This window comes from Bradyrhizobium sp. LB13.1 (genome assembly GCF_054056815.1).
This window is the reverse complement of record NZ_JBSRYQ010000001.1, coordinates 1,184,566-1,206,915: the sequence shown is the minus strand read 5'-3', so window position 1 is coordinate 1,206,915 and position 22,350 is coordinate 1,184,566. Positions and strand designations below refer to the sequence as shown.

The window sequence follows — 22,350 nt, the reverse complement described above, 5'->3', positions numbered from 1 at the left end:
GAACAAATGGAAAGAGCAAATCCGGCCGATGCGCGTTAGAATTGACCTAATGTGGCAACGCCTCTCGTTCAGAACCCAACTGTTCCTGCCGCTCGGCATGGGCTTCCTCGCCGCGCTGATCATGGGCGGCGTGCTGCTTCAAACCTTCGCGACCGGGCAACTGGCCGACGAGAACGAGCCGGGGTGGCGTTTGACCCAGACGGTTGCCGCCGCGCTCAACAACACCCTGCGCACCTCGAACACTCCGCGGCAGACCCTCGACGCCTTTGTCCATTCTCTGGACATCTCCTCTGATATCCAATTCCGTGCTGTGGACGCCGGTCCCGCGTCTTCAGTGAAGGACGGTCTGCGCAAGCCGCATGGCGCGCCGCAATGGTTTGTCGACCTGCTCACCATTCCGGATATGGACACGGCAACTCCGGTGATGATCGGCGGCCAGCGTGTCGGCGATCTCCTCTTCCTGCCGGACCTGTCGGCCGACCTGTTCGAGAAGTGGATCGGCTTTCTCGCGCTGACCACCCTCGTCGCCGTGCTGATGGGTGCTCACCGGCACAATTGCCTATGTTTTCGCCGGATCGGCCCTGCGCCCGCTGCAATACCTCGGCGAAGGCCTCACGCGGATACGGCGCGGCGACTACGCAACGCCGATCCCGGTCGGAGGACCGCCGGAAATCCGGCAAAGCTGCGAGGAGGCCAATGCGCTGGCCGCAACGCTGGCGCAATTGAGCCAGGACAATCGCGACCTGCTGCACCGCCTGGTGTCGCTCCAGGACGACGAGCGGCGCGATCTCGCGCGCGAACTGCACGACGAACTCGGCCCGTTGCTGTTCAGCATTCGCGTCGGCACGATCGCATTGGTCGAGGCCTCGCCTACGGCGGGACATCTCGGCAATTCGGCGGAAGAGGTGTTGCAATCGGTCGAGGCACTCCAGCAGACCAATCGCCGCATCCTCGACCGCTTGCGACCGCTCTACATCGAGGAATTGGGTCTGGAGACCAGCGTGCAGACGCTGCTCCGCAACTTTCGCAAGCAAGCCCCGTATGTCGGCCTGACGGACACGATTGATCCGGATCTCAACGGGATCGACGGGCCGCTGGCTCAGACCGTCTATCGCGTGATTCAGGAGGCGCTGACCAACGTGCTGCGCCATGCCGGCGCCAGCAATGCCCATGTGCAGGCGACCTTCGCCGGCGAGACGGTCGTCATCGAGATTTCCGACGACGGCGGCGGCTTTCCCGAAGGCGATTTGTTCGGCCGTGGCCTGACCGGCATGCATGAGCGCGTGCGCGCGCTCAGCGGATCGCTGTCACTGCTGCGCGCGGATGAACGAACCTATGTGCGCTGCCGCCTTCCCGCCGAACCGGCAGGCGAGGCACCGGTCACCGATTAGCACGCACAGCCAAGGTGCGTGTTCTGTCGCGCCGGCTCGCACAGCGTGGTGCGTATCTTGCCGTCCGGGCTGAAGCAAAACGAGGCGCGGATGCGCAGCGCGCCGGCGACGGAATATTCGAGATCGACGCCGTGGGGCGCGGGATGGATTTCCTCCAGCCCGAAACCTGCCGACGAGAAAGCGCTGAGCCGCGGCTGCCAATAGGCTTCGAGCTCGGTGCGGCCGCGATAGCGCTGCGTGCCGTTACACGTGCATTCGACCTGGCCGTCGTCCGCATAGAGGTCGAGCAGCGTCGCGAGATCGCCCTTCCTGCAGGCATCCACCCAGTCGACGACAATTCCCATCTGGTCGAAATCGCTCACGCCGCAATCCTGTCTGCCGCGGAAAATCACTGGTTGCTTAGGACTACACTCGTGAATGTGCGCTGAATGGTAAACCCCGGGCGATACCGGGTTCCCTCGAGCTATCTGCGGAGTTCAGCTCTGCCGCCGCCCTTTAGCCCACACGGCGAAGGCGATCAGCACGGCGCCTGCGAGCGTGAACCAGGTGATGGCGTATTGCAGGTGATCGTCCTTGAGATGGACGTCGAGGGGCCCCGGCCGCGGAATGCCGTTCTCGGGTGCGGGCTGCTCGAGGTCGATATAGAATGGCGCAACCGCGCCCCAGCCCAGCGTGCTCGCGATCGCCACATGATCGCGCACGAACCAGAGCCGCTTGTCGCGGTTCTCCGCCGGGGTCAGCCAGCCAGGTGCCTCGGGAAAGCGAAGATAGCCGGTGAACGAGACCACCTGCCCCGTGACGAGCTTCTTGACCGCACGATCCTCGACGCTGCGATCCTGCATGGTGTTTTCGACGAAGCCGGCATCGATCACGACGGTTTCGCCGCTTGGCAGCCGCGACGGCAGGAACGCCCAGGTACCGGGGCTTGCGGCATCCTTGCGCACGGCGGACCCGGGCGAATAGACCATCGCATCGGGCAACGGCGCATACGTCGCGGTAAAGCTGACACGGCGGAATTCATCGCGCGCGGGACTTAGCGCGGTCCATCGTGCTGGCGGCGGCAGCGCGACCGGTGCCTCCGCAAGACGCTCGGTGAGCGCTGTGATCAGCTCGTGCTTGGCGAGGCGGCGCTGCAATTGCCAGAGGCCGAGCGCGACGCAGACCGCGGCCAGGAAAAGCGTGAACAGCGCGAAGCCGGCCACGCGAGGCTTGCGCGCGGTCTCGTTCATTTCGCGCGGTCGACCAGCTGGCCCGGCGCCGCCTTGTGGTGGAATTGCAGCGCGATCAGCAGCGACTTCATCGCGCGCAACGGCAGCAGCGTGGTCGCGAGGATCAGCGGCAGCCACAGCACCGCGTGCAGCCAATACGGCGGCTGATACTTGACCTCGACGACGAGCGCGCAACCGACCACGATCGCGCCGGCCAGCATGATGATGAAGATCGCAGGACCGTCGCCGGAATCGATGAAGGCGTAGTCGAGGCCGCAACGGTCGCAGGCGGGCGCAAGCGTCAGGAAGCCTGCATAGAGCTTGCCCTGGCCGCAGCGCGGGCATTTGCAGGCAAGCCCGCGTAGCGCGCTTTGCAGGACAGTGGCTTGTGGCTCGGACGTATTGGAGGCTTCGTTCATGATGAAGGAGTCTATCACAGTTCTGCCGAAACCTCCGGCGCGTCGAAAGCGAAAGGGCGGCCCTGCGGCCGCCCTTTCTGACCAATCCAAGGTTGCTCAGTGCGCGCCGTGGGCCATGGACTCGGCGCCGTGTCCCCACACATAGATGCAGAGGAACAGGAACAGCCAGACCACGTCGACGAAGTGCCAGTACCAGGCGGCAAACTCGAAGCCGAGATGCTGCGTCGGCGTGAAGTGGCCGGCATAGGCGCGGAACAGGCAGACCAGCAGGAAGATGGTGCCGATCAGCACGTGGAAACCGTGGAAGCCGGTCGCCATGAAGAAGGTCGCGCCGTAGACGTTGCCGGCGAACGAGAACGCCGCGTGGCCGTACTCATAGGCCTGCACGCAGGTGAAGAGCGCGCCGAGCACGACGGTGATGATCAGGCCGTATTTCAGGCCCTGGCGGTCGTTCTCGAGCAGCGCGTGATGGGCCCAGGTCACCGTGGTGCCGGAGGTGAGCAGGATCAGCGTGTTCAGGAGCGGCAGATGCCAGGGATCGAAGGTCTCGATGCCGTGCGGCGGCCAGGTGCCCGGCACAGCGCAGGCGCCGGCCGCGGTACCGAGACCGCAGCCGAATATCGCATCGCGGGTGGCGTGGACGGCGTCGGCCGGGAACAGCGCTGCGTTGAAATAGGCCCAGAACCAGGCGACGAAGAACATCACCTCGGAGGCGATGAACAGGATCATTCCGTAGCGATGATGCAGCTGCACCACGCGGGTGTGGTCACCCTTGTACTGGGCTTCCTTGATCACGTCGCCCCACCAGCTCGCCATGGTGTAGAGCACGCCGACGGTGCCGACGCCGAAGATGATCGGCGCCGCCGAGAACATGTGGTGCATCCAGGCGATCGCACCGACCGCCATGATGAAAGCCGAGATCGAGCCGACGACCGGCCACGGCGAGGGATCGACCAGATGGTAGTCGTGATGCTTGGTGTGCGCCGTTGCCATTTGCGGTCTCGCTCCTCAATCCCGTGCCTGTCCGGCACTTATCCCCTTGTGTCCAATCCCCTGAGCGTGAGCCCGGCGATCAGAGATTTCCCTTGCGTTTGTCGCCCTCGCCAGAGGCGACCGGCTTCACCACCGGATCGCGCACCGGATAGAACGTGTAGGACAGCGTGATCGTGTTCAGCCCGTCGTTGTCGTGGTCGTCCGCGATCGACGGGTCGACGTAGAACACGACCGGCATCTCGCGCTTCTCGCCGGGCGCCATGGTCTGCTCGGTGAAGCAGAAGCAGTTGATCTTCTGGAAATAGGATCCGACCGTCAGCGGCGCGACATTGTAGGCGGCCTGGCCTGCGGTGGTCCGCGCGGCCTGGTTGGTCACCGTGTAAAAGACTGTCACGACCTGACCGATATTGACCTCGATCTCGCTCTGCTCCGGCTCGAACTTCCAGGGCAGGCCGGGCGCGACGTTGGAATCGAAGCGCACCGCGATCTTCCGTGCGATCGGACCGCTCGCCGGCGCCGAGGTCGCGACCTGGGTCGTGCCGTTGAAGCCGGTGGCACGGCAGAACCAATTGTAGAACGGCACCGCCGCGTAGGAGGCGCCGACCATCAGCGCGACCACGCCGCCGCAGATCGAGGCGACCAGCACGTCGCGGCCGACACCCATGAAAGGCCGACGCCTCTTGGTGGCCGTCCGGCTCTGATCCGGCGATATGGTCGGCTTCTGATCCATGTTTCCTACATCGGCCGGATGAGCACGGCCGGTCCCTTGACCATGGTCACGGCGAAGAACAGCACCACGAGCACGCCGAGCGCGAGCGCGATCGCGATCGAGCGCTGTCGACGGCTCTTCTTCTGCGCCTCGGTGAGGACGATTCCATCGATTTCAGGTTTGTCGGCCATTCCTGCGATCATGCGCCCCCTACCATCGGAGCAAGCGCCCGAAACACGACCTCGGCCAGCAAAGTCGCGAACAGCGCGAACAGATAAAGGATGGAGAACGCAAACAGCTTTCGCGTCGCCCGCAACGATTGGCTGCGCTCGCGGCGGATATAGACGTTGATGGCGAACGCCAGCATGCCGGCGCCGAGGATCAGCGAGACGATGCCGTAAATGGCGTCAAAATAGCCGAGCGCCCACGGCGCAGCGGCGGCCGCGATCAGCACGATGGTGTAGAGCAGGATCTGAAGCCGCGTCGCGTCGGGGCCGGCGACATTGGGCAGCATCGGGATGCCGGCACGCGCGTAATCGTCGGAGCGGAACAGCGCCAGCGCCCAGAAGTGCGGCGGCGTCCAGAAGAAGATGATGGCGAACAGCAGCAGCGGCTCGACGTCGACCGTGCCTGTGACCGCGGCCCAGGCCACCACCGGCGGCAGCGCGCCGGCGGCACCGCCGATCACGATGTTCTGCGCGGTCCGGCGCTTCAGGCCGATCGTGTAGATCACGACGTAGAAGAAGATGGTGAAGGCGAGCAGCGCGCCCGCGATCCAGTTGACCAGGATGCCGAGCGTCATCACCGAGAAGAAGGCGAGCGTCATGCCGAAGGTCATCGCCTCAGGACGGGTGATACGGCCGCGCGGAATCGGCCGGTTCGCCGTGCGCGACATCTTGGCGTCGATGTCGCCTTCCAGCGCCATGTTGAGCGCGCCGGAGGCGCCGGCACCGACGGCGATGCAGAGCAGCGAGGTGAAGGCCAGCACCGGGTGGAAATGCCCGGGCGCCAGCGCCATTCCGACCAGCGCGGTGAAGATCACCAGCGACATCACGCGCGGCTTCAAGAGCGCGATGTAGTCGCCAACCTCCGCTTCGGAGATGCGGGGATTGATGTCGACGGCGTTGTGGTCGAGGACGGACACTTAGTTTGACTCGCTTTGTTGTAGAGCCGCGGCGCCCGTCACGGGCGCCGCGGGAGATTGATTACTGCACGCGGGGCAGCACTTCGAACTGGTGGAACGGCGGCGGCGAGGGCAGCGTCCATTCCAGCGTGGTCGCACCGGCACCCCATGGATTGTCGCCAGCCGGCACCTTTTTCGCGAAGGCGTCGATCACGCAATAGAGGAAGATCAGCACACCGAAGCCGGAGATGTAGGAACCGAGCGACGAGACCAGATTCCAGCCCGCGAACGCGTCGGGATAGTCGACGTAGCGGCGCGGCATGCCCGACAGGCCGAGGAAGTGCTGCGGGAAGAACACCAGGTTGACGCCGATGAAGGTGACCCAGAAGTGAGCCTTGGCCAGCGTCTCGTTGTACATGTAGCCCGACATCTTCGGGAACCAGTAGTACCAGCCGGCAAAGATCCCGAACACGGCGCCGAGCGACAGCACGTAGTGGAAATGCGCGACGACGTAGTAGGTCTCCTGCAGCACGCGGTCGACGCCGGCATTCGCCAGCACGACGCCGGTGACGCCGCCGACGGTGAACAGGAAGATGAATCCCACCGCCCAGATCATCGGGGCGCGGAACTCGATCGAGCCGCCCCACATCGTGGCGATCCACGAGAAGATCTTCACGCCGGTCGGAACCGCGATGACCATCGTGGCAGCGACGAAATAGGCCTGCGTCGCCGAGGACATGCCGACCGTGTACATGTGGTGCGCCCACACCACGAAGCCGATGCCGCCGATCGCGACCATGGCGTAGGCCATGCCGAGATAGCCGAACACGGGCTTGCGCGAGAAGGTCGAGACGATCTGGCTGACCATGCCGAAAGCCGGCAGGATCAGGATGTACACTTCGGGGTGGCCGAAGAACCAGAACAGATGCTGGAACAGCACGGGGTCGCCGCCGCCTTCGGGGTTGAAGAACGTCGTGCCGAAATTGCGGTCGGTAAGCAGCATGGTGATGGCACCGGCGAGCACCGGCAGCGACAGCAGCAGCAGGAACACCGTCACCAGAATCGACCACACGAACAGCGGCATCTTGTGCAGGGTCATGCCCGGCGCGCGCATGTTGAAGATGGTGGTGATGAAGTTGATGGCACCGAGGATCGAGGAGGCACCGGCAAGATGGATCGACAGGATCGCGAAATCCACTGCCGGCCCCGGATGGCCCGAGGTCGACAGCGGCGCATACATCGTCCAGCCCGCGCCGACGCCGTTGGCACCCGGCTCGCCCTCGACGAAGGTCGACATCAGCAGCAGCGCGAACGAGGCCGGCAGCAGCCAGAACGAGATGTTGTTCATGCGCGGGAACGCCATGTCGGGCGCGCCGATCATCAGCGGCACGAACCAGTTGCCGAAGCCGCCGATCATCGCGGGCATGACCATGAAGAAGATCATGATCAGGCCGTGAGAGGTCACGAACACATTGTAGGTGTGCGTCTCGTGGAAGATCTGCACGCCCGGATACATCAGCTCGGCACGGATCGCGATCGACATCGCGGCGCCGATGATGCCGGCGATGACCGCGAAGATCAGGTACATCGTGCCGATGTCCTTGTGGTTGGTCGAATAGACGTAGCGCCGCCATCCAGTCGGATGGGCGTGCTCGTCATGTCCGTGGTCTTGCGCGTGATCGCCGTGTGCCGCTGCGCTCGTTGCCATTTTCAAATCCTGCCTTGCGTCCCGATCGGACCCTTTGGAGGTCCCGCCTTTATGTCGCTTTCAGTCCCCTCGAGCCCCTCGCCCGGCGCTTACTGCGTCGGGCCGGCCGTGGAGGCGTAGGTGCTGGTGCCGCCGCTCGCATATTTCTTCTTCGCCGTTTCAACCCAGGAGGCGAACTCCTGGTCTTCGACGACGCGAATCGCGATCGGCATGAAGGCGTGGTCCTTGCCGCACAGCTCCGAGCACTGGCCGTAGAACATGCCGGTCTTGGTGGCCTTGAACCAGGTCTCGTTCAGCCGTCCCGGAATGGCGTCGATCTTGACGCCGAAAGCCGGCATCGCGAAGGCGTGGATGACGTCGGCGCCGGTGACCTGGACACGAATCACCTTGTTGACCGGCACCACCATCTCGTTGTCGACACCGAGCAGCCGGGGCTGCTTGTCCTGGGCCAACAGCGAGTCGAACTCGAACTTGCCGTTATCAGGATAGGCGTAGGACCAGTACCACTGCTTGCCGGTCGCCTTGATGGTGATATCCGCCTTCGGCACGTCGAGTTCCAGGAACAGCAGGCGGAACGACGGCACCGAGATACCAACCAGAATCAGCACCGGAACGAGTGTCCACGCCACCTCGATCAGCGTGTTGTGCGTGGTCCGCGACGGCACCGGATTGGCCTTCGAGTTGAACTTGACGACTACGATCACGAGCAGCGCCAGAACGAACAGCGTGATCACAGTGATCAGCACGAACAGGAAATTGTGGAACCAGACAATATTGTCCATCACCGGGGAAGCGGACCGCTGAAGCGTCCACTCCCACGGCGCCGGTTGCCCGAGTTCGGCGAATGCCGCGCCGCTCGTCGCCAGCGTCAGACCCGCCACGGCCAATCCCAGCAAGTGCCGGCCCACCGGGCCCATCGACAACTTCATGCCGTTCGCGCTCCCCTAACGAAATCACCCCAAGTGCATTCCCCTAATTTTCGGGAAACGCATTATTCGATCCGCTCGTCTGACAAACCGCCGCGCAAGAATACCTCTAAGAGGAATTGGGGCCGGATCGCTAGAACGCCGAAATCAAGCCTCTCAAACCATAATTCTTGATCTATCGCAATGCAGTCTTAAGCCCGGTCTGTCAGCGATCGCCCGCAAGATATTTCCTAGTAACATCAGACAAAAATACCGTTTCCCGGGATGCTGCGGCTTGACAGCGGAATTGCCCGCGTTAGGCACTGGCAGACAGCCGCACCGGAACCTGATTCGTGCGGGCGACGGCGGCCGTGGCGGCGTCGAATTTGCTTGCGAATCGCCTTCAAGACGCCGTCATTCCCGTATCAGTCCGCCAGGTGCGAGCGACCCAGGCGAGCAGAGGGACCGACCCGATGGGGTTTTCGAGATGCATGGCAAGGCCGGCGACAAGGCAGGCTAGCGGCCTCACGAGGCTGGCTGCCTTGCTGGCTGCTGTCGTCGTCCTGGCGTTCCCGGGCCTCGCCCATGCGCAGGGCGCGGTGCGCTCCGTCCATGGCGACTGGCAGATTCGCTGCGACACCCCGCCGGGCGCCCAATCCGAGCAATGCGCCCTGATCCAGAGCGTGGTGGCCGAAGACCGCTCCAATGCCGGCCTGACCGTGATCGTGCTCAAGACCGCCGACCAGAAAAGCCGCCTGATGCGGGTCGTCGCCCCCCTCGGCGTTCTCCTGCCCTCCGGCCTCGGCCTCAAGCTCGACAACCAGGACGTCGGCCGTGCCGGCTTTGTCCGCTGCCTGCCCAATGGCTGCGTCGCCGAGGTCGTCATGGACGACAAGCTGCTCGGCCAGCTCCGCACCGCCAAGACCGCGACCTTCATCATCTTCGAGACCCCGGAAGAAGGCATCGGCTTCCCGCTCAGCCTGAACGGACTCGGCGAGGGCTACGACAAGCTGCCATAGGCGGCTGGGCCGGCCTCGTCTAGTAAATCTCAAGGCAGGCTGTGCCGTTGTCGCTCTCGAAGGATTCGATCGTCTGGGCATGTCGGCGAAGCAGAGCCGCGATTGCCGCCGTGGTTTGATTGCCGGTCCGCAGCCAGATCACCTTCGGCGGAGACCCAACAAGCTTGCCATGTCGGCAAAATCGACGTCCTGGGTCACAATCGCGAAGCCATTTGCCTTCGCAAACTCCCAAAGCGCACGGTCCGCAGCTTCCGATAGTCCGTGAGACCGGACGTGGCTGGAATCTGGAAAAAGATCGGCGATCATCTGGCAAAGCATAAAGCTGAGGTTCTGATCGAACAGCAGCCTCATATCGGTGCGGTCACCAATCGCCTCTCGCGGTCGGCGGCATAGGCCAGGCAGGCGCGGATATCGTCCTCGGTCAATTCGGGGAAGTCGTCGAGGATTTGAGCGTGGGTCTGACCAGCAGCCAGCCAGCCGAGCACATCTGCCACAGCGATCCGCATGTGGCGGATGCAGGGTCGCCCCCCACGCTTGCCAGGCTCAATCGAGATGATGTCTCGGTAATTCATGAAAGCAGCATAGCATCGATCTGTATCAGCGTCAGGGCCCCTTGCTTCCAGCCCAATCCTATCGTTTCCGTAATGTGACGGCCAAGCCCCTCGCGGAACCGCCCGGAAACCATTATCTTGCCTCACATCCCCCGATAATGGACGGACGCATGACAAATCCTGCCACAACCTCCCTGCTCGACCGCGCCAATCTCGACCGCGACCAGGTTCGCAACGAGCTCGCGCGCGGGCTTGCCGGTGCCGACGACGGCGAATTGTTCCTGGAATATAGCCAGACCGAAGCGCTGATGTTCGACAATGGGCGGCTGAAGCAGGCGACCTACGATACCTCGCAGGGCTTTGGGCTGCGCGCCGTCAAGGACGACGCGGTCGGCTATGCGCATTCCTCCGACGTTTCGCTGCCGGCGCTGATTCGCGCTGCGGACGCGGTCGCGGCCGTGCGCGGCGGTTATTCCGGGAGCTTCGCAGCGCCTCCAGCGCATACCAACGTGCGGCTTTATAGTGACGACAATCCACTCGATGCCCCCGGCTTCGAGACCAAGGTAAAACTGCTTGCCGAGATCGACGCCTATCTGCGCGACAAGGATCCGCGGGTACGGCAGGTCAGTGTCAGCCTGGGCGCGACCTGGCAGGTGGTCGAGATCCTGCGGCCCGACGGCGAAAGCTATCGTGACATCCGCCCGCTGGTGCGCGTCAACGTCTCCGTCGTCGCCGGCCAGGGCGACCGCCAGGAGAGCGGCAGCAAGGGTTATGGCGGCCGCGCCGGCTACGCCGAATTCATCGAGAGCAAGAACTGGCGTGACGCCGCCGACGGCGCGCTGCGCGAGGCCCTCGTCAATCTGGAATCAATTCCCGCCCCCGCCGGCGAGATGGACGTCGTGCTCGGAGCCGGCTGGCCCGGCGTGATGCTGCATGAAGCGGTCGGCCATGGCCTCGAGGGCGACTTCAACCGCAAGAAGACGTCTGCGTTTGCAGGCCTGATGGGCCAGCAGGTCGCGGCCAAGGGCGTCACCGTGGTCGACGACGGCACCATTGCCTCGCGCCGCGGCTCGCTGTCGATCGACGACGAGGGCACGCCGACCAACCGCACCGTGCTGATCGAGGACGGCGTGCTGGTCGGCTACATGCAGGACCGCCAGAACGCGCGCCTGATGAACATGAAGCCGACCGGCAACGGCCGTCGCCAGGGCTATGCCCATGTGCCGATGCCGCGCATGACCAACACCTACATGCTCGCGGGCGACCGCGATCCGGCCGAGATTCTCGCCTCGGTGAAGAACGGCGTCTTCGCCGCGAATTTCGGCGGCGGTCAGGTCGACATCACCTCGGGGAAATACGTGTTTCAGTGCACCGAGGCCTACAAGATCGAAAACGGCAAGATCGGTGCGCCGTTGAAGGGCGCCATGTTGATCGGCAACGGGCCGACCGACCTGCATCGCATTCGCATGATCGGCAACGATCTCGCGCTCGATACCGGCATCGGCACCTGTGGCAAGAACGGCCAGGGCGTGCCGGTCGGCGTCGGCCAGCCATCGCTTCTGATGGAACGCATTACGGTGGGTGGAACGGGCGGATGAGTGTCGAGAAGGTAACTGTCACCACGAAGCGGAAGAGCAGCGGCTGGGCCGGCCAGCTCGCGCAGCTCGCCGGCATCGTCGCCGCGGTGTTCATCGCAAAGGGCGCGCTGGCCGAGCCGTTCTACGTGCCGTCGGGCTCGATGGAGCCGACATTGTTGATCGGCGACGCCTTGATCGCCTCGAAATTCCCCTACGGCTACGGCACCTCGTCGCTGCCGATCCAGATCAACCTGCCCGAGAGCGGCCGCGTCTTCGCGGAAACGCCCAAGCAGGGCGACGTCGTCGTGTTCCGCTGGCCCGGCGACCGCTCGCAGGCCTGGGTCAAGCGGGTCGTGGGTCTGCCTGGCGACCGCATCCAGTTGCGGCAGGGCCAGCTCTTCGTCAATGACCGTCCCGCCGAGCTGAAGCCGGACGGCGTCGGCGCCGCCGAGGACGACAATGGCGGCAGCGAGCCCGCCTATCGCTATGTCGAGACGCTGCCGAACGGCGTCTCGCATCTGATCTTCAAGATGCGCGACAACGGTCCGCTCGACAACACGCAGGAAGTGACGGTGCCGGCAGGCCATCTCTTCGTGCTCGGCGACAACCGCGACAATTCCGCCGACAGCCGCGTGCCCTTGCGCTCCGGCGGCGTCGGCCTGTTGCCGATCGACAATCTGGTCGGCCGTGCCGATGCTGTGCTCGGATCCTGGGATCTCGGCATCCGCGGTCAGCCGGTGTGGACCTGGCTGTCCGGATTTCGCATGGCGCGGTTTTTCACCGCCGTGCATTGAGCAGAAGTCTCCCCGCTCGCGATGAACCGTGACGAATTCCTCGCGCTCGCGCTGAGAAATCCGGTCAACGCTGCAATCATCGACGAGCTGGCGCGGCCCGCGCTGCCGGATGCGTGGCTGGTTGCAGGGTGCCTGGCGCAGACGGTCTGGAACGTACTTACAAACCGCGCGATCGATCACGGCATCTCCGATTACGACGCGTTCTATTTCGACCCTGATACTTCATGGGAGGCGGAGGACATGGTGATCCGTAAGCTGCATGGTAGGCTTGGGCATCTCGGCGCCAAGGTCGAGATCCGCAACCAGGCGCGCGTGCACCTGTGGTATCCCGACAAGCACGGCCTGCCCTACCCGCCGCTGACGCGCGCGACCGATGGCATCGACCGCTTCCTCACGCAGAACACGCAAGTCGGAGTGAGGCGCGCAGGTGACCGCTACGAGGTCTACGCGCCGCACGGATTCGACGACGTCGAAAGACTGATCGTGCGACCCAATCCGGGCCTGAATTTTTCCCCGGCGAACTACACGGCGAAAGCGGCGCGATGGAAGGCGCTGTGGCCGGAGATCACGGTGATTGCGGCGGAGTGAGATGCCGTAGGTGGGCAAAGCCAAGCGTGCCCCACGACCAAACATGGTTGCAGAGAGATGGTGGGCGCGGGGCTTCGTGCGCCTTTGCCCACCCTGCGGCAGCCTTCCTACCGCACCACGCCCGACGTAAACCCCGCCTTCCGGCGCGGCGGCTTGATTTCCTTTTTCAGGAAGCAGCGCGCCTCGCGTCCGGTGTAGCCGGGGCGTGCATAGGTGAAGGCGCGGCATTTGTTGTCGGCGGTGCAGGCGGCCTTGCAGGCCTCTCCGCCTTCGCCGGCCTTGATCTCGAAATTGCGCAAATCGCCGCCGGGACGGTCGATCGAGGTCTCCACGCCTGCGACGCGCGGCTCGATCACGCCGGCGCCACGCACACCGGAGATGCAGCAGCTTTCCGGCACGCGCGCCGGCACCGCGTTCTTGAGCCAGCACACCGCCGAGCCGCCTTCGACGTCGGGATAGCTGAAGCTCCAGGAGCGGCAGCGGCGGTCGCGCTCGCATAGCAGCGCGCAATCCTCGGGATCACCTGACGTGACCGGCGTGCTGAAATAGTCTCCGCCGGGCCGATCGAACGCCGTCTGGGCGCGCACAGGCCAGCTCGCAAACACGAGCGAAAGCAGCGCGGCACATGCCACGACGCTTGCCAGGACGCTCGCCATGACGGCCAGGCGGCCCTTCCCCATCGAAACAGCTTTCGGGTTATTGACGACGCTCAGGTTTTTCAGGCGGTCATTTGATCGCCGCAAACCTGTATGGGCGATGAACGGCTCGGGTCCTGATCGTTGGCCCTGCTGTCCCCACGGGTCTAGAACGCGTATTCCGCGTAGGCTGGTTCCACCGAGCCGTTCCAGGGACCGTTGAACTTCTCGAGCATCTCCTCGGCCGGCGTGCGGCCGGAATCGATGATGCGATCGAGCGGCTCCAGATGCCGGGTCTCGTCGCGGCCGAGCTGATCGATCCGGCCGCGCCGGCGCAGGCCGGCATGTGCCAGAACGAGGCATTCCTTGGCGATCTCGAACAGATAGCGGTCCTTGATCCGCGACTTGAAGCCGAAGCGCGGCACGTCGTCGCGCAGGCCCTGACGCTCATGCGCGGTCCAGTGCTTCACAAGGTCCCAGGCGGCATCGAGCGACACGTCGTCGTAGAGCAGCCCCGCCCAGAACGCCGATAACGCCGGCAGACGGCCCCATGGGCCACCGTCGGAGCCGCGCATCTCGAGATAGCGCTTGAGCCGCACCTCCGGGAAGATCGTCGAAAGATGGTTGGCCCAGTCCGACAACGTCGGACGTTCCCCGGGCAAATTGTTGTTGCGGCCATCGAAGAAGGCGCGGAACGAAGAGCCGGAGACGTCGATGTAATCCTCGTCGCGCTTGACGAAGTACATGGGTACGTCGAGCGCGTAGTCGACATAGCGCTCGAAGCCCATGCCGTCCTCGAACGCCCACGGCATCATGCCCGAACGCGCATTGTCGGTGTCGCGCCAGATCTCAGACCGGAAGGAGAGGAAGCCGTTCGGCTTGCCCTCGGTAAACGGCGAATTGGCGAACAAGGCGGTTGCGACCGGCTGGAGCGCGAGCGAGACACGCAGCTTCTTGACCATGTCGGCTTCGGAGGAAAAGTCCAGATTGGTCTGCACCGTGCAGGTCCGGTACATCATGTCGAGGCCGTATTGGCCGACCTTCGGCATGTAATTGGTCATGATCTTGTAGCGGCCCTTGGGCATCACCGGGATGTCGGCGCGCGACCAGGACGGCGTCATGCCGAGCCCGAGGAAGCCGATGCCGAGCGGCGTTGCGATCTCGCGAACCTGCGCCAGATGCGCCATCAGCTCGCTCTGGGTCTGGTGCACGTTCTCGACCGGCGCACCGGAGAGCTCGAACTGTCCGCCGGGCTCGAGCGAGATCGCGCCGCCGCCGGTGACGTCGTAGAGGCCGATGATGTTGCCCTTCTCCATGATCGGCTCCCAACCGAGCAGGAGCTTCATGCCTTCGAGCAGCGCACCGATACCGCGCGCGCCTTCGTAGGGCACCGGGCGGTGGCCTTCGAGCGTGAACGGCGTCTTCTCGTGCTCGGTGCCCATGCGGAATTCGGACGGGTCCTTGCAGCCTTCCTCGAACCACGTGACGAGCTCGTCACGTGATTGCAGCGGCGTCATATCGATCTGGTCTCGCGCCATATCAAACTCTAATTAAAAGGGCGCTTCGACAGAAGGCGCGCGGGTGACGGGGACGGTCCGCGCACCCATCGGGTGCCCGGACGAGCTGGTGTGCCGCGCGCTCATCGCGACGGCGTGGTTTCGTTGGCGTGGACGACCGGCGGCAGTTTCATCTCGCCGCACGAGCAGCCGAGGCGGTCGAGCAGACCGCTGAGCTTGACGGCATCCGCGTCGGACAGTTTCGAACCGACATATTTCTCGATTGCGGCCGAATAGGCGCCCCACATCCGCTTCTGCAACTCGCGGCCGGCTTCGCTGATCTCCACGAACTGGCCGCGCTTGTCGATCTTGCATTCACGCCGCGAGGCGAGGCCTTCGTCGACCAGACGGTCAATCAGCCGCGATGTCGAATATTGCGGGATCAGCATCTGCCGTTCGAGTTCGACCGGGCGCAGCTCCCCCGAAGGCGCCCGCGACAATTCGAGCAGGGCATCGTACCATGCCAGCGGCGGGAACCCCGCCTTCTTCAGGTCCTGCTCGACGCAATCGAGCACGCGGCTCTGTACCCGCATCAGGCGGATCCAGGCGGAAGTCGCCTCGGTCGATGGTTTGCGTTTCATGGTCCCGCTCAAGCTCGTCGCCCGTCTCTTACGCTATTTGATGCACATGCATCAATCTTGACTATTTCAAGCAGATGCATGTAGTCGTTCTTTCGCCTGAACCAAGCAACAAGAGGAGAAAATTCCATGAAATTGTACTATTCGCCCGGTGCCTGCTCGCTATCCCCCCACATCGCGCTCCTGGAAGCCGGCCTGCCGTATGAGACTGGTCAAGGTCGATATCCGGGCGAAGAAGCTCGAAAATGGTGAGGATTATCTGAAGCTGAACCCCAAGGGCCAGGTCCCTGCGCTGGGTCTCGATAGCGGAGAGATCGTGACCGAAGGCCCGGTGATTGTCCAGATCATCGCCGATCAGGCCTCAGCCAAGGCGCTGGCGCCGGCCCACGGCAGCTCCGAGCGCTACAAGCTGCTCGAATGGCTGAACTTCCTCACCTCGGAGGTCCACAAGAGCTTCGGTCCGATGTTCGCGCCGGCGCTGAACGACGAGGCCAAGGCGTTCTTCAGGGATCGCGTCATGGGCAAGCTGAAATACATCGACAGCCAGCTCGCCGGCCGCGATTACCTCATGGGCAAGCAGTTCACGGTGGCTGACGGCTATCTCTTCACGATGCTGACCTGGGGCGACCGGATGAAGTTCGACCTCTCGGCGATGCCCAACCTTGTCGCGTACAAGACCCGCGTCGCGGCGCGGCCGCAGGTGCAGGAAGCGATGAAGAAGGAAGGGCTGATTCCGGCCGCCTGAGACGCAAATGCGAAAGGCCGGATCGAGAATCCGGCCTTTCGTATTTTTCATCCCGGCTACGGGTTCAGAGAATTACGCCGCCGCTTTCTTGGGGGCGAAGCGGCCGTAGAAGGTTTCTCCCTTCGCGGCCATCTCCTCGAGGAGTTTCGGCGGGGTGAAGCGCGAGCCGTATTTCGCCTCCAGCTTGTGGCAAAGCTCGACGAAGGTCTTTGGGCCCATGAAGTCGATGTAGGACAGGGTGCCACCGGTGAACGGCGCGAAGCCGAAGCCGAGGATCGAGCCGACATCGGCCTCGCGTGGATCGGTGATGACGTGATCCTCGACCGTGCGGGCGGCTTCCACCGCCTGCACCACCAGGAAGCGCTGCTTCAACTCCTCGATGTCGAGCGTATCGGGGTCGAGCTGCTTCGGCTGCAGCGCCGAGAGACCCGGCCACAGGCTCTTCTGGCCCTTGCCCTTATCGGGGTAGTCGTAAAACCCCTTGCTGTTCTTGCGGCCCAGACGGCCCTGCTTCTCGACCATCTCCACCATCAGCTTCTTCTGATCGGGATTGATGGCGTTGGGACCGAGATCGGCTTCCGTCGCCTTCATGATCTTGAGGCCGAGGTCGAGCGCGACTTCGTCGGAGAGCGAGAGCGGGCCGACCGGCATGCCGGCCATCTTGGCGCAGTTCTCGATCATCGCGGGGGGCACGCCCTCGAGGAACATCTCGTTGCCCTCGGCCACGTAGCGCCCGACGCAGCGATTGGCGAAGAAGCCGCGGCTGTCGTTGACGACGATCGGCGTCTTGCCGATCTGCCGGACGTAGTCGAGCGCAGTCGCGATCGCGAGATCGCCGGTGTTCTTGCCCTGGATGATCTCGACCAGCATCATCTTCTCGACCGGCGAGAAGAAGTGGATGCCGACGAACCTGCCCTGGTCCTTGAAGCTCTCGGCCAGCGAGGTGATCGGAAGCGTCGAAGTATTGGACGCGAAGATCACGTCCGGCTTCATATGCTCCTGCGCCTTGGCAAAGGTATCAGCCTTGACCTTGCGGTCCTCGAATACGGCCTCGATGACGAGATCGACGTCCTTCAACGCGGAATAGTCCGCGGTCGGCGTAATGCGGGCGAGCAGCGCTTCTGCATCAGAAGGCTTGGCGCGGCCCTTCTTGATCTGCTCCTCGATCACCTTTTGCGCATGCGCCTTGCCCTTGTCGGCGCTCTCCTGGTCGCGATCGATCAGAACGACATCGAGGCCGGCACGGGCCGAGACATAGCCGACGCTCGCGCCCATGAAGCCGGCGCCGATCACGGCGATCTTCTTCACCTTGGTCGGCGGCACATCCTTCGGACGGCGCGCGCCTTTGTTCAATTCCTGCATCGACAGGAACAGGCTGCGGATCATCGCGGCCGCTTCCTTCGAGCGCAGCACCGAGGTGAAGTAGCGCGACTCCACCCGCAGCGCGGCGTCGATCGGCAGCTGCAGGCCTTCATAGACGCAACTCATGATCGCGCGCGCGGCCGGATAATTGTCGTAGGTCTCGCGGCGATAGATCGCGTTGCCGGCCGGGAACATCATCATGCCGGCCTTGGAGAACACCGGACCGGCGGGGAGCTTGAAACTCTTCTCGTCCCAGGGCGCAACAGCCTTGCCGCCGCCCTTGATCCAGTCCTTCGCCGCCTTGACGAGATCGGCGGCGGGAACGATGGCATGGATCAGATTCAGCGCCTTGGCCTTCTCAACCGTGACAGGATCGCCCTTGAGCAGGATCGTCATCGCGTCCTGCGGCGGCACCAGGCGCGGCACGCGCTGCGTGCCGCCGGCGCCGGGGAACAGGCCGACCTTGACCTCGGGGAGGCCGAGGCGCGTCTTGGGATTCTCCGCGGCCACGCGATAGTGGCAGCACAGCGTGATCTCGAAGCCGCCGCCGAGCGCGAGGCCGTTGATCGCCGCCGCCCACGGTTTGCCGGAGGTCTCGATGGAGCGCAGCACCAGCGAAAAGCGCCGGCTCTGGTCGAACAGCATCTGGTTCGCGGCGGTCTCGCCCTGCTCCTTGAACAGTTTTGCGTAGGCCTGGTTCATGCCTTCGAGCATGGACAGGTCCGCACCGGCACAGAACGCCTCTTTCGCAGAGGTGATGACGACGCCCTTCACCGCGGCGTCAGCCGTGGTTTCCTTGACGATCGCGTCGAGCTCGCTGGTCGAGGTCTCGTCGAGCACGTTCATCGAACGGCCCGGGATATCCCAGGTGACGAGCGCGATGCCGTCGGAATCGGTCTCAACCTTGAAATTCTTGTAAGCCATTTTGGTTGCTCCCTACCCTTAGACGCGCTCGATGATGGTCGCAGTGCCCATGCCGCCGCCGATGCACAACGTCACCAGCGCGGTCGCCTTGTCGGTGCGCTCGAGCTCGTCGAGCACGGTGCCGAGGATCATCGCACCGGTCGCGCCCAGCGGATGGCCGAGCGCGATCGCACCGCCATTGACGTTGATCTTGGCGTTGTCGATGTCGAAGGCCTGGATGTAGCGCAGCACGACGGAGGCGAAGGCCTCGTTGAGCTCGAACAGGTCGATATCCGACTTCTTCATGCCGGAGCGCGCAAACAGCTTTTCGGTGACGTCGACCGGGCCGGTCAGCATCATCGCGGGTTCGGAGCCGACATTGGCGAAGGCGCGGATTCTTGCACGCGGCTTCAGGCCGTATTTGCCGCCGGCGTCCTTGCTGCCGAGCAGAACCGCGCCGGCACCATCGACGATACCCGACGAATTGCCGGCGTGGTGCACGTAATTGACGCGCTCGATCTCCGGGTGCGACTGCACCGCGACGCCGTCGAAGCCGCCCATCTGCGCCATCATCGTGAACGCCGGCTGCAGCTGCGCCAGCGACTGCATCGTCGTCGACGGACGCATGTGCTCGTCCTTGGCGAGGATGGTGAGGCCGTTGATATCCTTCACCGGGACGATCGACTTGTCGAAGCGGCCTTCATCCCAGGACTTCGCCGCGCGCTGCTGGCTCTGCACCGCATAGGCGTCGACGTCGTCGCGCGAGAAACCGTATTTGGTGGCGATCAAATCGGCCGAGACACCTTGCGGCATGAAGTATGAGGGCACCGCCATTGACGGGTCCATCGGCCAGGCACCGCCGGAGGCGCCGATGCCGACGCGGCTCATCGATTCCGCGCCGCCGCCGATCACGAGTTCATGCTGCCCGCTCATCACCTGTGCCGCGGCAAAATTCACGGCGTCCAAGCCGGAGGCACAGAAGCGGCTGATCTGCACGCCGGGCACGGCCTCGCCGAGGCCCGCCTTCAGCGCCGCAAAGCGCGCGATGTCGGAGCCGGCTTCGCCGACGGGATCGACCACACCGAGAATGACGTCATCGACGGAATCTTTTGGGAGGTTATTGCGGTCCTTCAGCGCCTTCAGCGGCACCGTCGCAAGCGCGAGCGCGGTGACTTCGTGCAGCGCGCCGTCCGCCTTGCCGCGGCCGCGCGGGGTGCGGACGTGGTCGTAAATATAGGCATCTGCCATGGGAGCCTCCTGATTGCGGTTATTGGTTACGACCGCCGCGCGGTCGCTATCATTCGTGGGGCGGAAATCCTCAGAACGCTTCCGCGGGCAGTTCCATGATGGTGGCGCAGCCGGCCTGGATGCGCGCAAGATTGGCGGCGGTCTCCGGAAGCATCCGCTCCATGAAGAAGCGGCCGGTGACGAGCTTGGTCGAGAGATAGGGGGTTGTCCCGCTCTCGGCAATCTTCACCTGCGACACCTTCGCCATCTTCGCCCACATGTAGCCGAGAGCGACGAAGCCGAAGAGATTCAGGTAATCGGTCGCGGCGGCACCGGCATTGTCGGGCTTCGCCATCGCGTTCTGCATCAGCCAGGTGGTGGCCTGCTGGAGATGGCCGAGCGAAGCGGAGAGTGGGGTGATGAAGGGCTTCATCGCCTCGTCGCCGCCGTTCTCCTTGGCGAAGGCCATGACCTCGCCGAAGAACGCCATGATGGCGCGGCCGCCGTCGCGCGGCAGCTTTCGGCCGACGAGGTCGAGCGCCTGGATGCCGTTGGCGCCTTCATAAATCATGGCGATGCGGGCATCGCGCACGAATTGCTCCATGCCCTGCTCGGCGATGTAACCGTGGCCGCCATACATCTGCTGCGCCTGCACCGCGTTGGCGAAGCCGTAATCGGTCAGGAAGCCTTTCAGGACCGGCGTCATCAGGCCCATGTGATCGTCGGCGGCCTGGCGGTCCTTGGGGTCCTCGGAGCGGTGGGCGACGTCGCTCTTCAGCGCGGTCCACATCACGAAGGCGCGCGCGGCCTCGTTGAAGGAGCGGATCGACAGCAGCGTGCGGCGCACGTCGGGATGCACGATGATCGGGTCGGCCGGCTTGTCCGGCGCCTTGACGCCGGTGAGCGAGCGGCCCTGGATGCGATCCCGCGCATAGGCGACGGCGTTCTGATAGGCGACCTCGGACTGCGCGAGACCCTGCACGGCGACGCCGAGGCGGGCCTCGTTCATCATCACGAACATGCCCTGCATGCCCTTGTTCTCTTCGCCGATCAGCCAGCCGATGGCGTTGTCGTAGTTCATCACGCAGGTGGAATTGCCGTGGATACCCATCTTGTGCTCGATCGAGCCGCAGACCACGCCGTTGCGTGTCCCGACCGAACCATCGGCGTTGACCATGAATTTCGGCACCACGAACAGCGACACGCCCTTGATGCCGGCGGGCGCGCTCTCGATGCGGGCAAGCACGAGGTGGATGATGTTGGGGGCGAGGTCATGCTCGCCGGCCGAAATGAAGATCTTGGTGCCTGTGATCTTGAAGCTGCCGTCGGCCTGGCGCACCGCCTTGGTGCGGAGCATGCCGAGGTCGGTGCCGCAATGCGGCTCGGTCAGGTTCATGGTGCCGGTCCACTCGCCCGCCACCATCTTCGGCACGTAGGTCTGCTTCTGCTCTGGCGTGCCGTGAACGATCAGCGCCGCTGTCGCGCCCATGGTGAGGCCGCCATACATCGAGAAGGCCATGTTGGCGGAGATCTGGAATTCGTTGACCGCCTGGCTCAGCGTCACCGGCAGACCCTGGCCGCCGAACTCGGTCGGGGCCGACAAGCCGAGCCAGCCGCCCTCGGCGACCTGCTTGAACGCGTCCTTGAAGCCCTTCGGCGTGGTGACGCTGCCGTCATCGGCGCGCTTGCAGCCTTCGAGATCGCCCACACGATTGAGCGGCTGGAGCACCTCTTCGGCGAGCTTTGCGGCTTCGCCCAAAATGGCTTCGCGCACGTCGCTCGACGCGTCGGAGAAGCCGGCCAGATTGTCATAGCGGTCGATCTGGAAGACGTCGTTGAGCAGGAAGTTCACGTCTTCGACGGGGGCTTTGTAGATCGGCATGGCGTTCTCCCGGCATAGATTTGAAGTGGTGGAATTTTTTATGATTGAGCGGCAAGCTGCTCCGCCATCAGGCGATGCAGCATGTTGATCGCCTTGAGCGGCCGCACCATCACCTTGAAATGGGTGATGCGTCCCTCGCCGTCGAAGGTGATGATGTCGACGCCGTTGATCTCGAGGCCGTCGATCAGGGTCTTGAATTCGAGCACGGCGCCGCTCTCACTTGTCCACTCTCCGACATAGGTGAAGCCGGGACCGCCAAGCACCTTCTCGGCACTCGCGAGATATTTGAAGGTGATGTCGCGTCCGCGCTGCGGCGAATGCACGACGGGGCTTTCGAAGACAGCGTCGGGATGCAGGAGGTCCCAGAGCGCTTTGCCGTCGTGGGACTTCATGAAGGCGTACCAGGAGTCGAGACCGGTCATTGTCAGAATGCCTCCCGTGGATCAAAGACCTTGGCAAAAAACTCGAAAACAAGCC

21 protein-coding genes and 3 pseudogenes are annotated in these 22,350 nt (G+C 63.9%); 6 read left to right on the top strand and 18 right to left on the bottom strand.

Going from position 1 to position 22,350, the window contains the following annotated elements:
* Window positions 1–49 precede the first annotated feature (49 nt).
* Window positions 50–1,391: pseudogene (locus tag ACVWYI_RS05655) on the top strand (histidine kinase).
* Here the strand turns inward: ACVWYI_RS05655 and ACVWYI_RS05650 are convergent.
* From ACVWYI_RS05650 to coxB, 9 genes are all read right to left on the bottom strand, one after another.
* Complete coding sequence (locus ACVWYI_RS05650) at window positions 1,388–1,753, bottom strand: nuclear transport factor 2 family protein (protein ID WP_247352356.1); 366 nt, start codon at window positions 1,751–1,753, stop codon at window positions 1,388–1,390. The pseudogene ACVWYI_RS05655 and the gene ACVWYI_RS05650 overlap by 4 nt on opposite strands.
* Window positions 1,754–1,867: 114 nt before the next feature.
* Window positions 1,868–2,620, bottom strand: a complete 753-nt coding sequence (locus tag ACVWYI_RS05645) for an SURF1 family protein (protein ID WP_456661457.1) — start codon at window positions 2,618–2,620, stop codon at window positions 1,868–1,870.
* Entirely contained in the window at window positions 2,617–3,018 is a 402-nt protein-coding gene (locus ACVWYI_RS05640; protein WP_456661456.1) for a DUF983 domain-containing protein, read from the bottom strand. Before ACVWYI_RS05640 ends, ACVWYI_RS05645 begins: the two co-directional genes overlap by 4 nt.
* Window positions 3,019–3,114: 96 nt before the next feature.
* Window positions 3,115–4,011: a cytochrome c oxidase subunit 3 gene (locus ACVWYI_RS05635; RefSeq protein ID WP_247352351.1), complete on the bottom strand. Its 897-nt coding sequence runs from the start codon at window positions 4,009–4,011 to the stop codon at window positions 3,115–3,117.
* Window positions 4,012–4,090: 79 nt separating this feature from the next.
* Window positions 4,091–4,741 (bottom strand): cytochrome c oxidase assembly protein, encoded by a 651-nt coding sequence (locus ACVWYI_RS05630; RefSeq protein WP_456661455.1) that lies wholly within the window; start codon window positions 4,739–4,741, stop codon window positions 4,091–4,093.
* A gap of 5 nt (window positions 4,742–4,746) precedes the next feature.
* Window positions 4,747–4,923, bottom strand: a complete 177-nt coding sequence (locus ACVWYI_RS05625; RefSeq protein WP_247352347.1) for a CoxF protein — start codon at window positions 4,921–4,923, stop codon at window positions 4,747–4,749.
* Window positions 4,920–5,864 (bottom strand): heme o synthase, encoded by a 945-nt coding sequence (locus ACVWYI_RS05620; RefSeq protein WP_456661454.1) that lies wholly within the window; start codon window positions 5,862–5,864, stop codon window positions 4,920–4,922. Before ACVWYI_RS05620 ends, ACVWYI_RS05625 begins: the two co-directional genes overlap by 4 nt.
* A 61-nt stretch (window positions 5,865–5,925) precedes the next feature.
* Window positions 5,926–7,551 (bottom strand): cytochrome c oxidase subunit I, encoded by a 1,626-nt coding sequence (gene ctaD / locus ACVWYI_RS05615; protein ID WP_247448404.1) that lies wholly within the window; start codon window positions 7,549–7,551, stop codon window positions 5,926–5,928.
* 89 nt (window positions 7,552–7,640) lie between these two features.
* A complete protein-coding gene (gene coxB, locus ACVWYI_RS05610) occupies window positions 7,641–8,480 on the bottom strand; it encodes a cytochrome c oxidase subunit II (protein WP_456661453.1) in 840 nt (279 codons plus the stop codon).
* 449 nt (window positions 8,481–8,929) lie between these two features.
* On the opposite strand from coxB, the gene ACVWYI_RS05605 reads away from it, so the two are divergent.
* Window positions 8,930–9,475 (top strand): invasion associated locus B family protein, encoded by a 546-nt coding sequence (locus ACVWYI_RS05605; protein WP_456661452.1) that lies wholly within the window; start codon window positions 8,930–8,932, stop codon window positions 9,473–9,475.
* A 19-nt stretch (window positions 9,476–9,494) separates the two neighbouring features.
* Here ACVWYI_RS05605 and ACVWYI_RS05600 read toward each other — a convergent pair.
* Together ACVWYI_RS05600 and ACVWYI_RS05595 are read right to left on the bottom strand one after the other, a co-directional pair.
* Window positions 9,495–9,781: pseudogene (locus tag ACVWYI_RS05600) on the bottom strand (DUF5615 family PIN-like protein).
* 41 nt (window positions 9,782–9,822) lie between these two features.
* Window positions 9,823–10,047: a DUF433 domain-containing protein gene (locus tag ACVWYI_RS05595; RefSeq protein WP_007599426.1), complete on the bottom strand. Its 225-nt coding sequence runs from the start codon at window positions 10,045–10,047 to the stop codon at window positions 9,823–9,825.
* Window positions 10,048–10,196: 149 nt separating this feature from the next.
* Here ACVWYI_RS05595 and tldD point away from each other — a divergent pair, with 149 nt between their 5' ends.
* The 3 genes from tldD to ACVWYI_RS05580 are packed head-to-tail and all read left to right on the top strand — an operon-like array spanning window position 10,197 to window position 12,985.
* Complete coding sequence (tldD, locus tag ACVWYI_RS05590; protein WP_026233924.1) at window positions 10,197–11,624, top strand: metalloprotease TldD; 1,428 nt, start codon at window positions 10,197–10,199, stop codon at window positions 11,622–11,624.
* Entirely contained in the window at window positions 11,621–12,397 is a 777-nt protein-coding gene (lepB, locus tag ACVWYI_RS05585) for a signal peptidase I (protein WP_247448401.1), read from the top strand. The genes tldD and lepB overlap by 4 nt, the downstream gene beginning before the upstream one ends.
* Before the next feature lie 21 nt (window positions 12,398–12,418).
* A complete protein-coding gene (locus ACVWYI_RS05580; RefSeq protein ID WP_456661451.1) occupies window positions 12,419–12,985 on the top strand; it encodes a nucleotidyltransferase family protein in 567 nt (188 codons plus the stop codon).
* A gap of 107 nt (window positions 12,986–13,092) precedes the next feature.
* On the opposite strand, the gene ACVWYI_RS05575 is transcribed toward ACVWYI_RS05580, so the two are convergent.
* The 3 genes from ACVWYI_RS05575 to ACVWYI_RS05565 form a co-directional block, all read right to left on the bottom strand.
* Complete coding sequence (locus ACVWYI_RS05575) at window positions 13,093–13,665, bottom strand: PAN domain-containing protein (RefSeq protein WP_247352332.1); 573 nt, start codon at window positions 13,663–13,665, stop codon at window positions 13,093–13,095.
* 122 nt (window positions 13,666–13,787) lie between these two features.
* Entirely contained in the window at window positions 13,788–15,158 is a 1,371-nt protein-coding gene (locus ACVWYI_RS05570; RefSeq protein WP_247448399.1) for a glutamate--cysteine ligase, read from the bottom strand.
* Window positions 15,159–15,259: 101 nt separating this feature from the next.
* Window positions 15,260–15,757 (bottom strand): MarR family winged helix-turn-helix transcriptional regulator, encoded by a 498-nt coding sequence (locus tag ACVWYI_RS05565; protein WP_247352328.1) that lies wholly within the window; start codon window positions 15,755–15,757, stop codon window positions 15,260–15,262.
* A gap of 126 nt (window positions 15,758–15,883) precedes the next feature.
* On the opposite strand from ACVWYI_RS05565, the pseudogene gstA reads away from it, so the two are divergent.
* Window positions 15,884–16,499: pseudogene (gstA, locus tag ACVWYI_RS05560) on the top strand (glutathione transferase GstA).
* Window positions 16,500–16,571: 72 nt separating this feature from the next.
* On the opposite strand, the gene ACVWYI_RS05555 reads toward gstA, so the two are convergent.
* The 4 genes from ACVWYI_RS05555 to ACVWYI_RS05540 form a co-directional block, all read right to left on the bottom strand.
* Window positions 16,572–18,785 (bottom strand): FAD-dependent oxidoreductase, encoded by a 2,214-nt coding sequence (locus tag ACVWYI_RS05555; protein ID WP_456661450.1) that lies wholly within the window; start codon window positions 18,783–18,785, stop codon window positions 16,572–16,574.
* A gap of 18 nt (window positions 18,786–18,803) precedes the next feature.
* Window positions 18,804–20,012 carry an acetyl-CoA C-acetyltransferase gene (locus ACVWYI_RS05550; RefSeq protein WP_456661449.1) on the bottom strand — a complete coding sequence of 403 codons (1,209 nt, stop codon included), beginning with the start codon at window positions 20,010–20,012 and terminating at the stop codon, window positions 18,804–18,806.
* 70 nt (window positions 20,013–20,082) lie between these two features.
* On the bottom strand, window positions 20,083–21,873 hold the full coding sequence (locus ACVWYI_RS05545; RefSeq protein WP_456661448.1) for an acyl-CoA dehydrogenase C-terminal domain-containing protein: 1,791 nt from the start codon (window positions 21,871–21,873) through the stop codon (window positions 20,083–20,085).
* 38 nt (window positions 21,874–21,911) lie between these two features.
* A complete protein-coding gene (locus ACVWYI_RS05540) occupies window positions 21,912–22,295 on the bottom strand; it encodes a nuclear transport factor 2 family protein (protein WP_247448394.1) in 384 nt (127 codons plus the stop codon).
* Between the last annotated feature and the right edge of the window lie 55 nt (window positions 22,296–22,350).

What these genes read in the sequence shown, in the direction of transcription:
- ACVWYI_RS05540 (WP_247448394.1), bottom strand. Translation starts at nt 22,295, where the DNA reads ATGACCGGTCTCGACTCCTGGTACGCCTTCATGAAGTCCCACGACGGC.
- lepB (WP_247448401.1), top strand. Translation starts at nt 11,621, where the DNA reads ATGAGTGTCGAGAAGGTAACTGTCACCACGAAGCGGAAGAGCAGCGGC.
- tldD (WP_026233924.1), top strand. Translation starts at nt 10,197, where the DNA reads ATGACAAATCCTGCCACAACCTCCCTGCTCGACCGCGCCAATCTCGAC.
- ctaD (WP_247448404.1), bottom strand. Translation starts at nt 7,551, where the DNA reads ATGGCAACGAGCGCAGCGGCACACGGCGATCACGCGCAAGACCACGGA.
- ACVWYI_RS05565 (WP_247352328.1), bottom strand. Translation starts at nt 15,757, where the DNA reads ATGAAACGCAAACCATCGACCGAGGCGACTTCCGCCTGGATCCGCCTG.
- ACVWYI_RS05605 (WP_456661452.1), top strand. Translation starts at nt 8,930, where the DNA reads ATGGGGTTTTCGAGATGCATGGCAAGGCCGGCGACAAGGCAGGCTAGC.
- ACVWYI_RS05580 (WP_456661451.1), top strand. Translation starts at nt 12,419, where the DNA reads ATGAACCGTGACGAATTCCTCGCGCTCGCGCTGAGAAATCCGGTCAAC.
- coxB (WP_456661453.1), bottom strand. Translation starts at nt 8,480, where the DNA reads ATGAAGTTGTCGATGGGCCCGGTGGGCCGGCACTTGCTGGGATTGGCC.
- ACVWYI_RS05630 (WP_456661455.1), bottom strand. Translation starts at nt 4,741, where the DNA reads ATGGATCAGAAGCCGACCATATCGCCGGATCAGAGCCGGACGGCCACC.
- ACVWYI_RS05625 (WP_247352347.1), bottom strand. Translation starts at nt 4,923, where the DNA reads ATGATCGCAGGAATGGCCGACAAACCTGAAATCGATGGAATCGTCCTC.
- ACVWYI_RS05545 (WP_456661448.1), bottom strand. Translation starts at nt 21,873, where the DNA reads ATGCCGATCTACAAAGCCCCCGTCGAAGACGTGAACTTCCTGCTCAAC.
- ACVWYI_RS05595 (WP_007599426.1), bottom strand. Translation starts at nt 10,047, where the DNA reads ATGAATTACCGAGACATCATCTCGATTGAGCCTGGCAAGCGTGGGGGG.
- ACVWYI_RS05550 (WP_456661449.1), bottom strand. Translation starts at nt 20,012, where the DNA reads ATGGCAGATGCCTATATTTACGACCACGTCCGCACCCCGCGCGGCCGC.
- ACVWYI_RS05570 (WP_247448399.1), bottom strand. Translation starts at nt 15,158, where the DNA reads ATGGCGCGAGACCAGATCGATATGACGCCGCTGCAATCACGTGACGAG.
- ACVWYI_RS05635 (WP_247352351.1), bottom strand. Translation starts at nt 4,011, where the DNA reads ATGGCAACGGCGCACACCAAGCATCACGACTACCATCTGGTCGATCCC.
- ACVWYI_RS05640 (WP_456661456.1), bottom strand. Translation starts at nt 3,018, where the DNA reads ATGAACGAAGCCTCCAATACGTCCGAGCCACAAGCCACTGTCCTGCAA.
- ACVWYI_RS05575 (WP_247352332.1), bottom strand. Translation starts at nt 13,665, where the DNA reads ATGGGGAAGGGCCGCCTGGCCGTCATGGCGAGCGTCCTGGCAAGCGTC.
- ACVWYI_RS05645 (WP_456661457.1), bottom strand. Translation starts at nt 2,620, where the DNA reads ATGAACGAGACCGCGCGCAAGCCTCGCGTGGCCGGCTTCGCGCTGTTC.
- ACVWYI_RS05555 (WP_456661450.1), bottom strand. Translation starts at nt 18,785, where the DNA reads ATGGCTTACAAGAATTTCAAGGTTGAGACCGATTCCGACGGCATCGCG.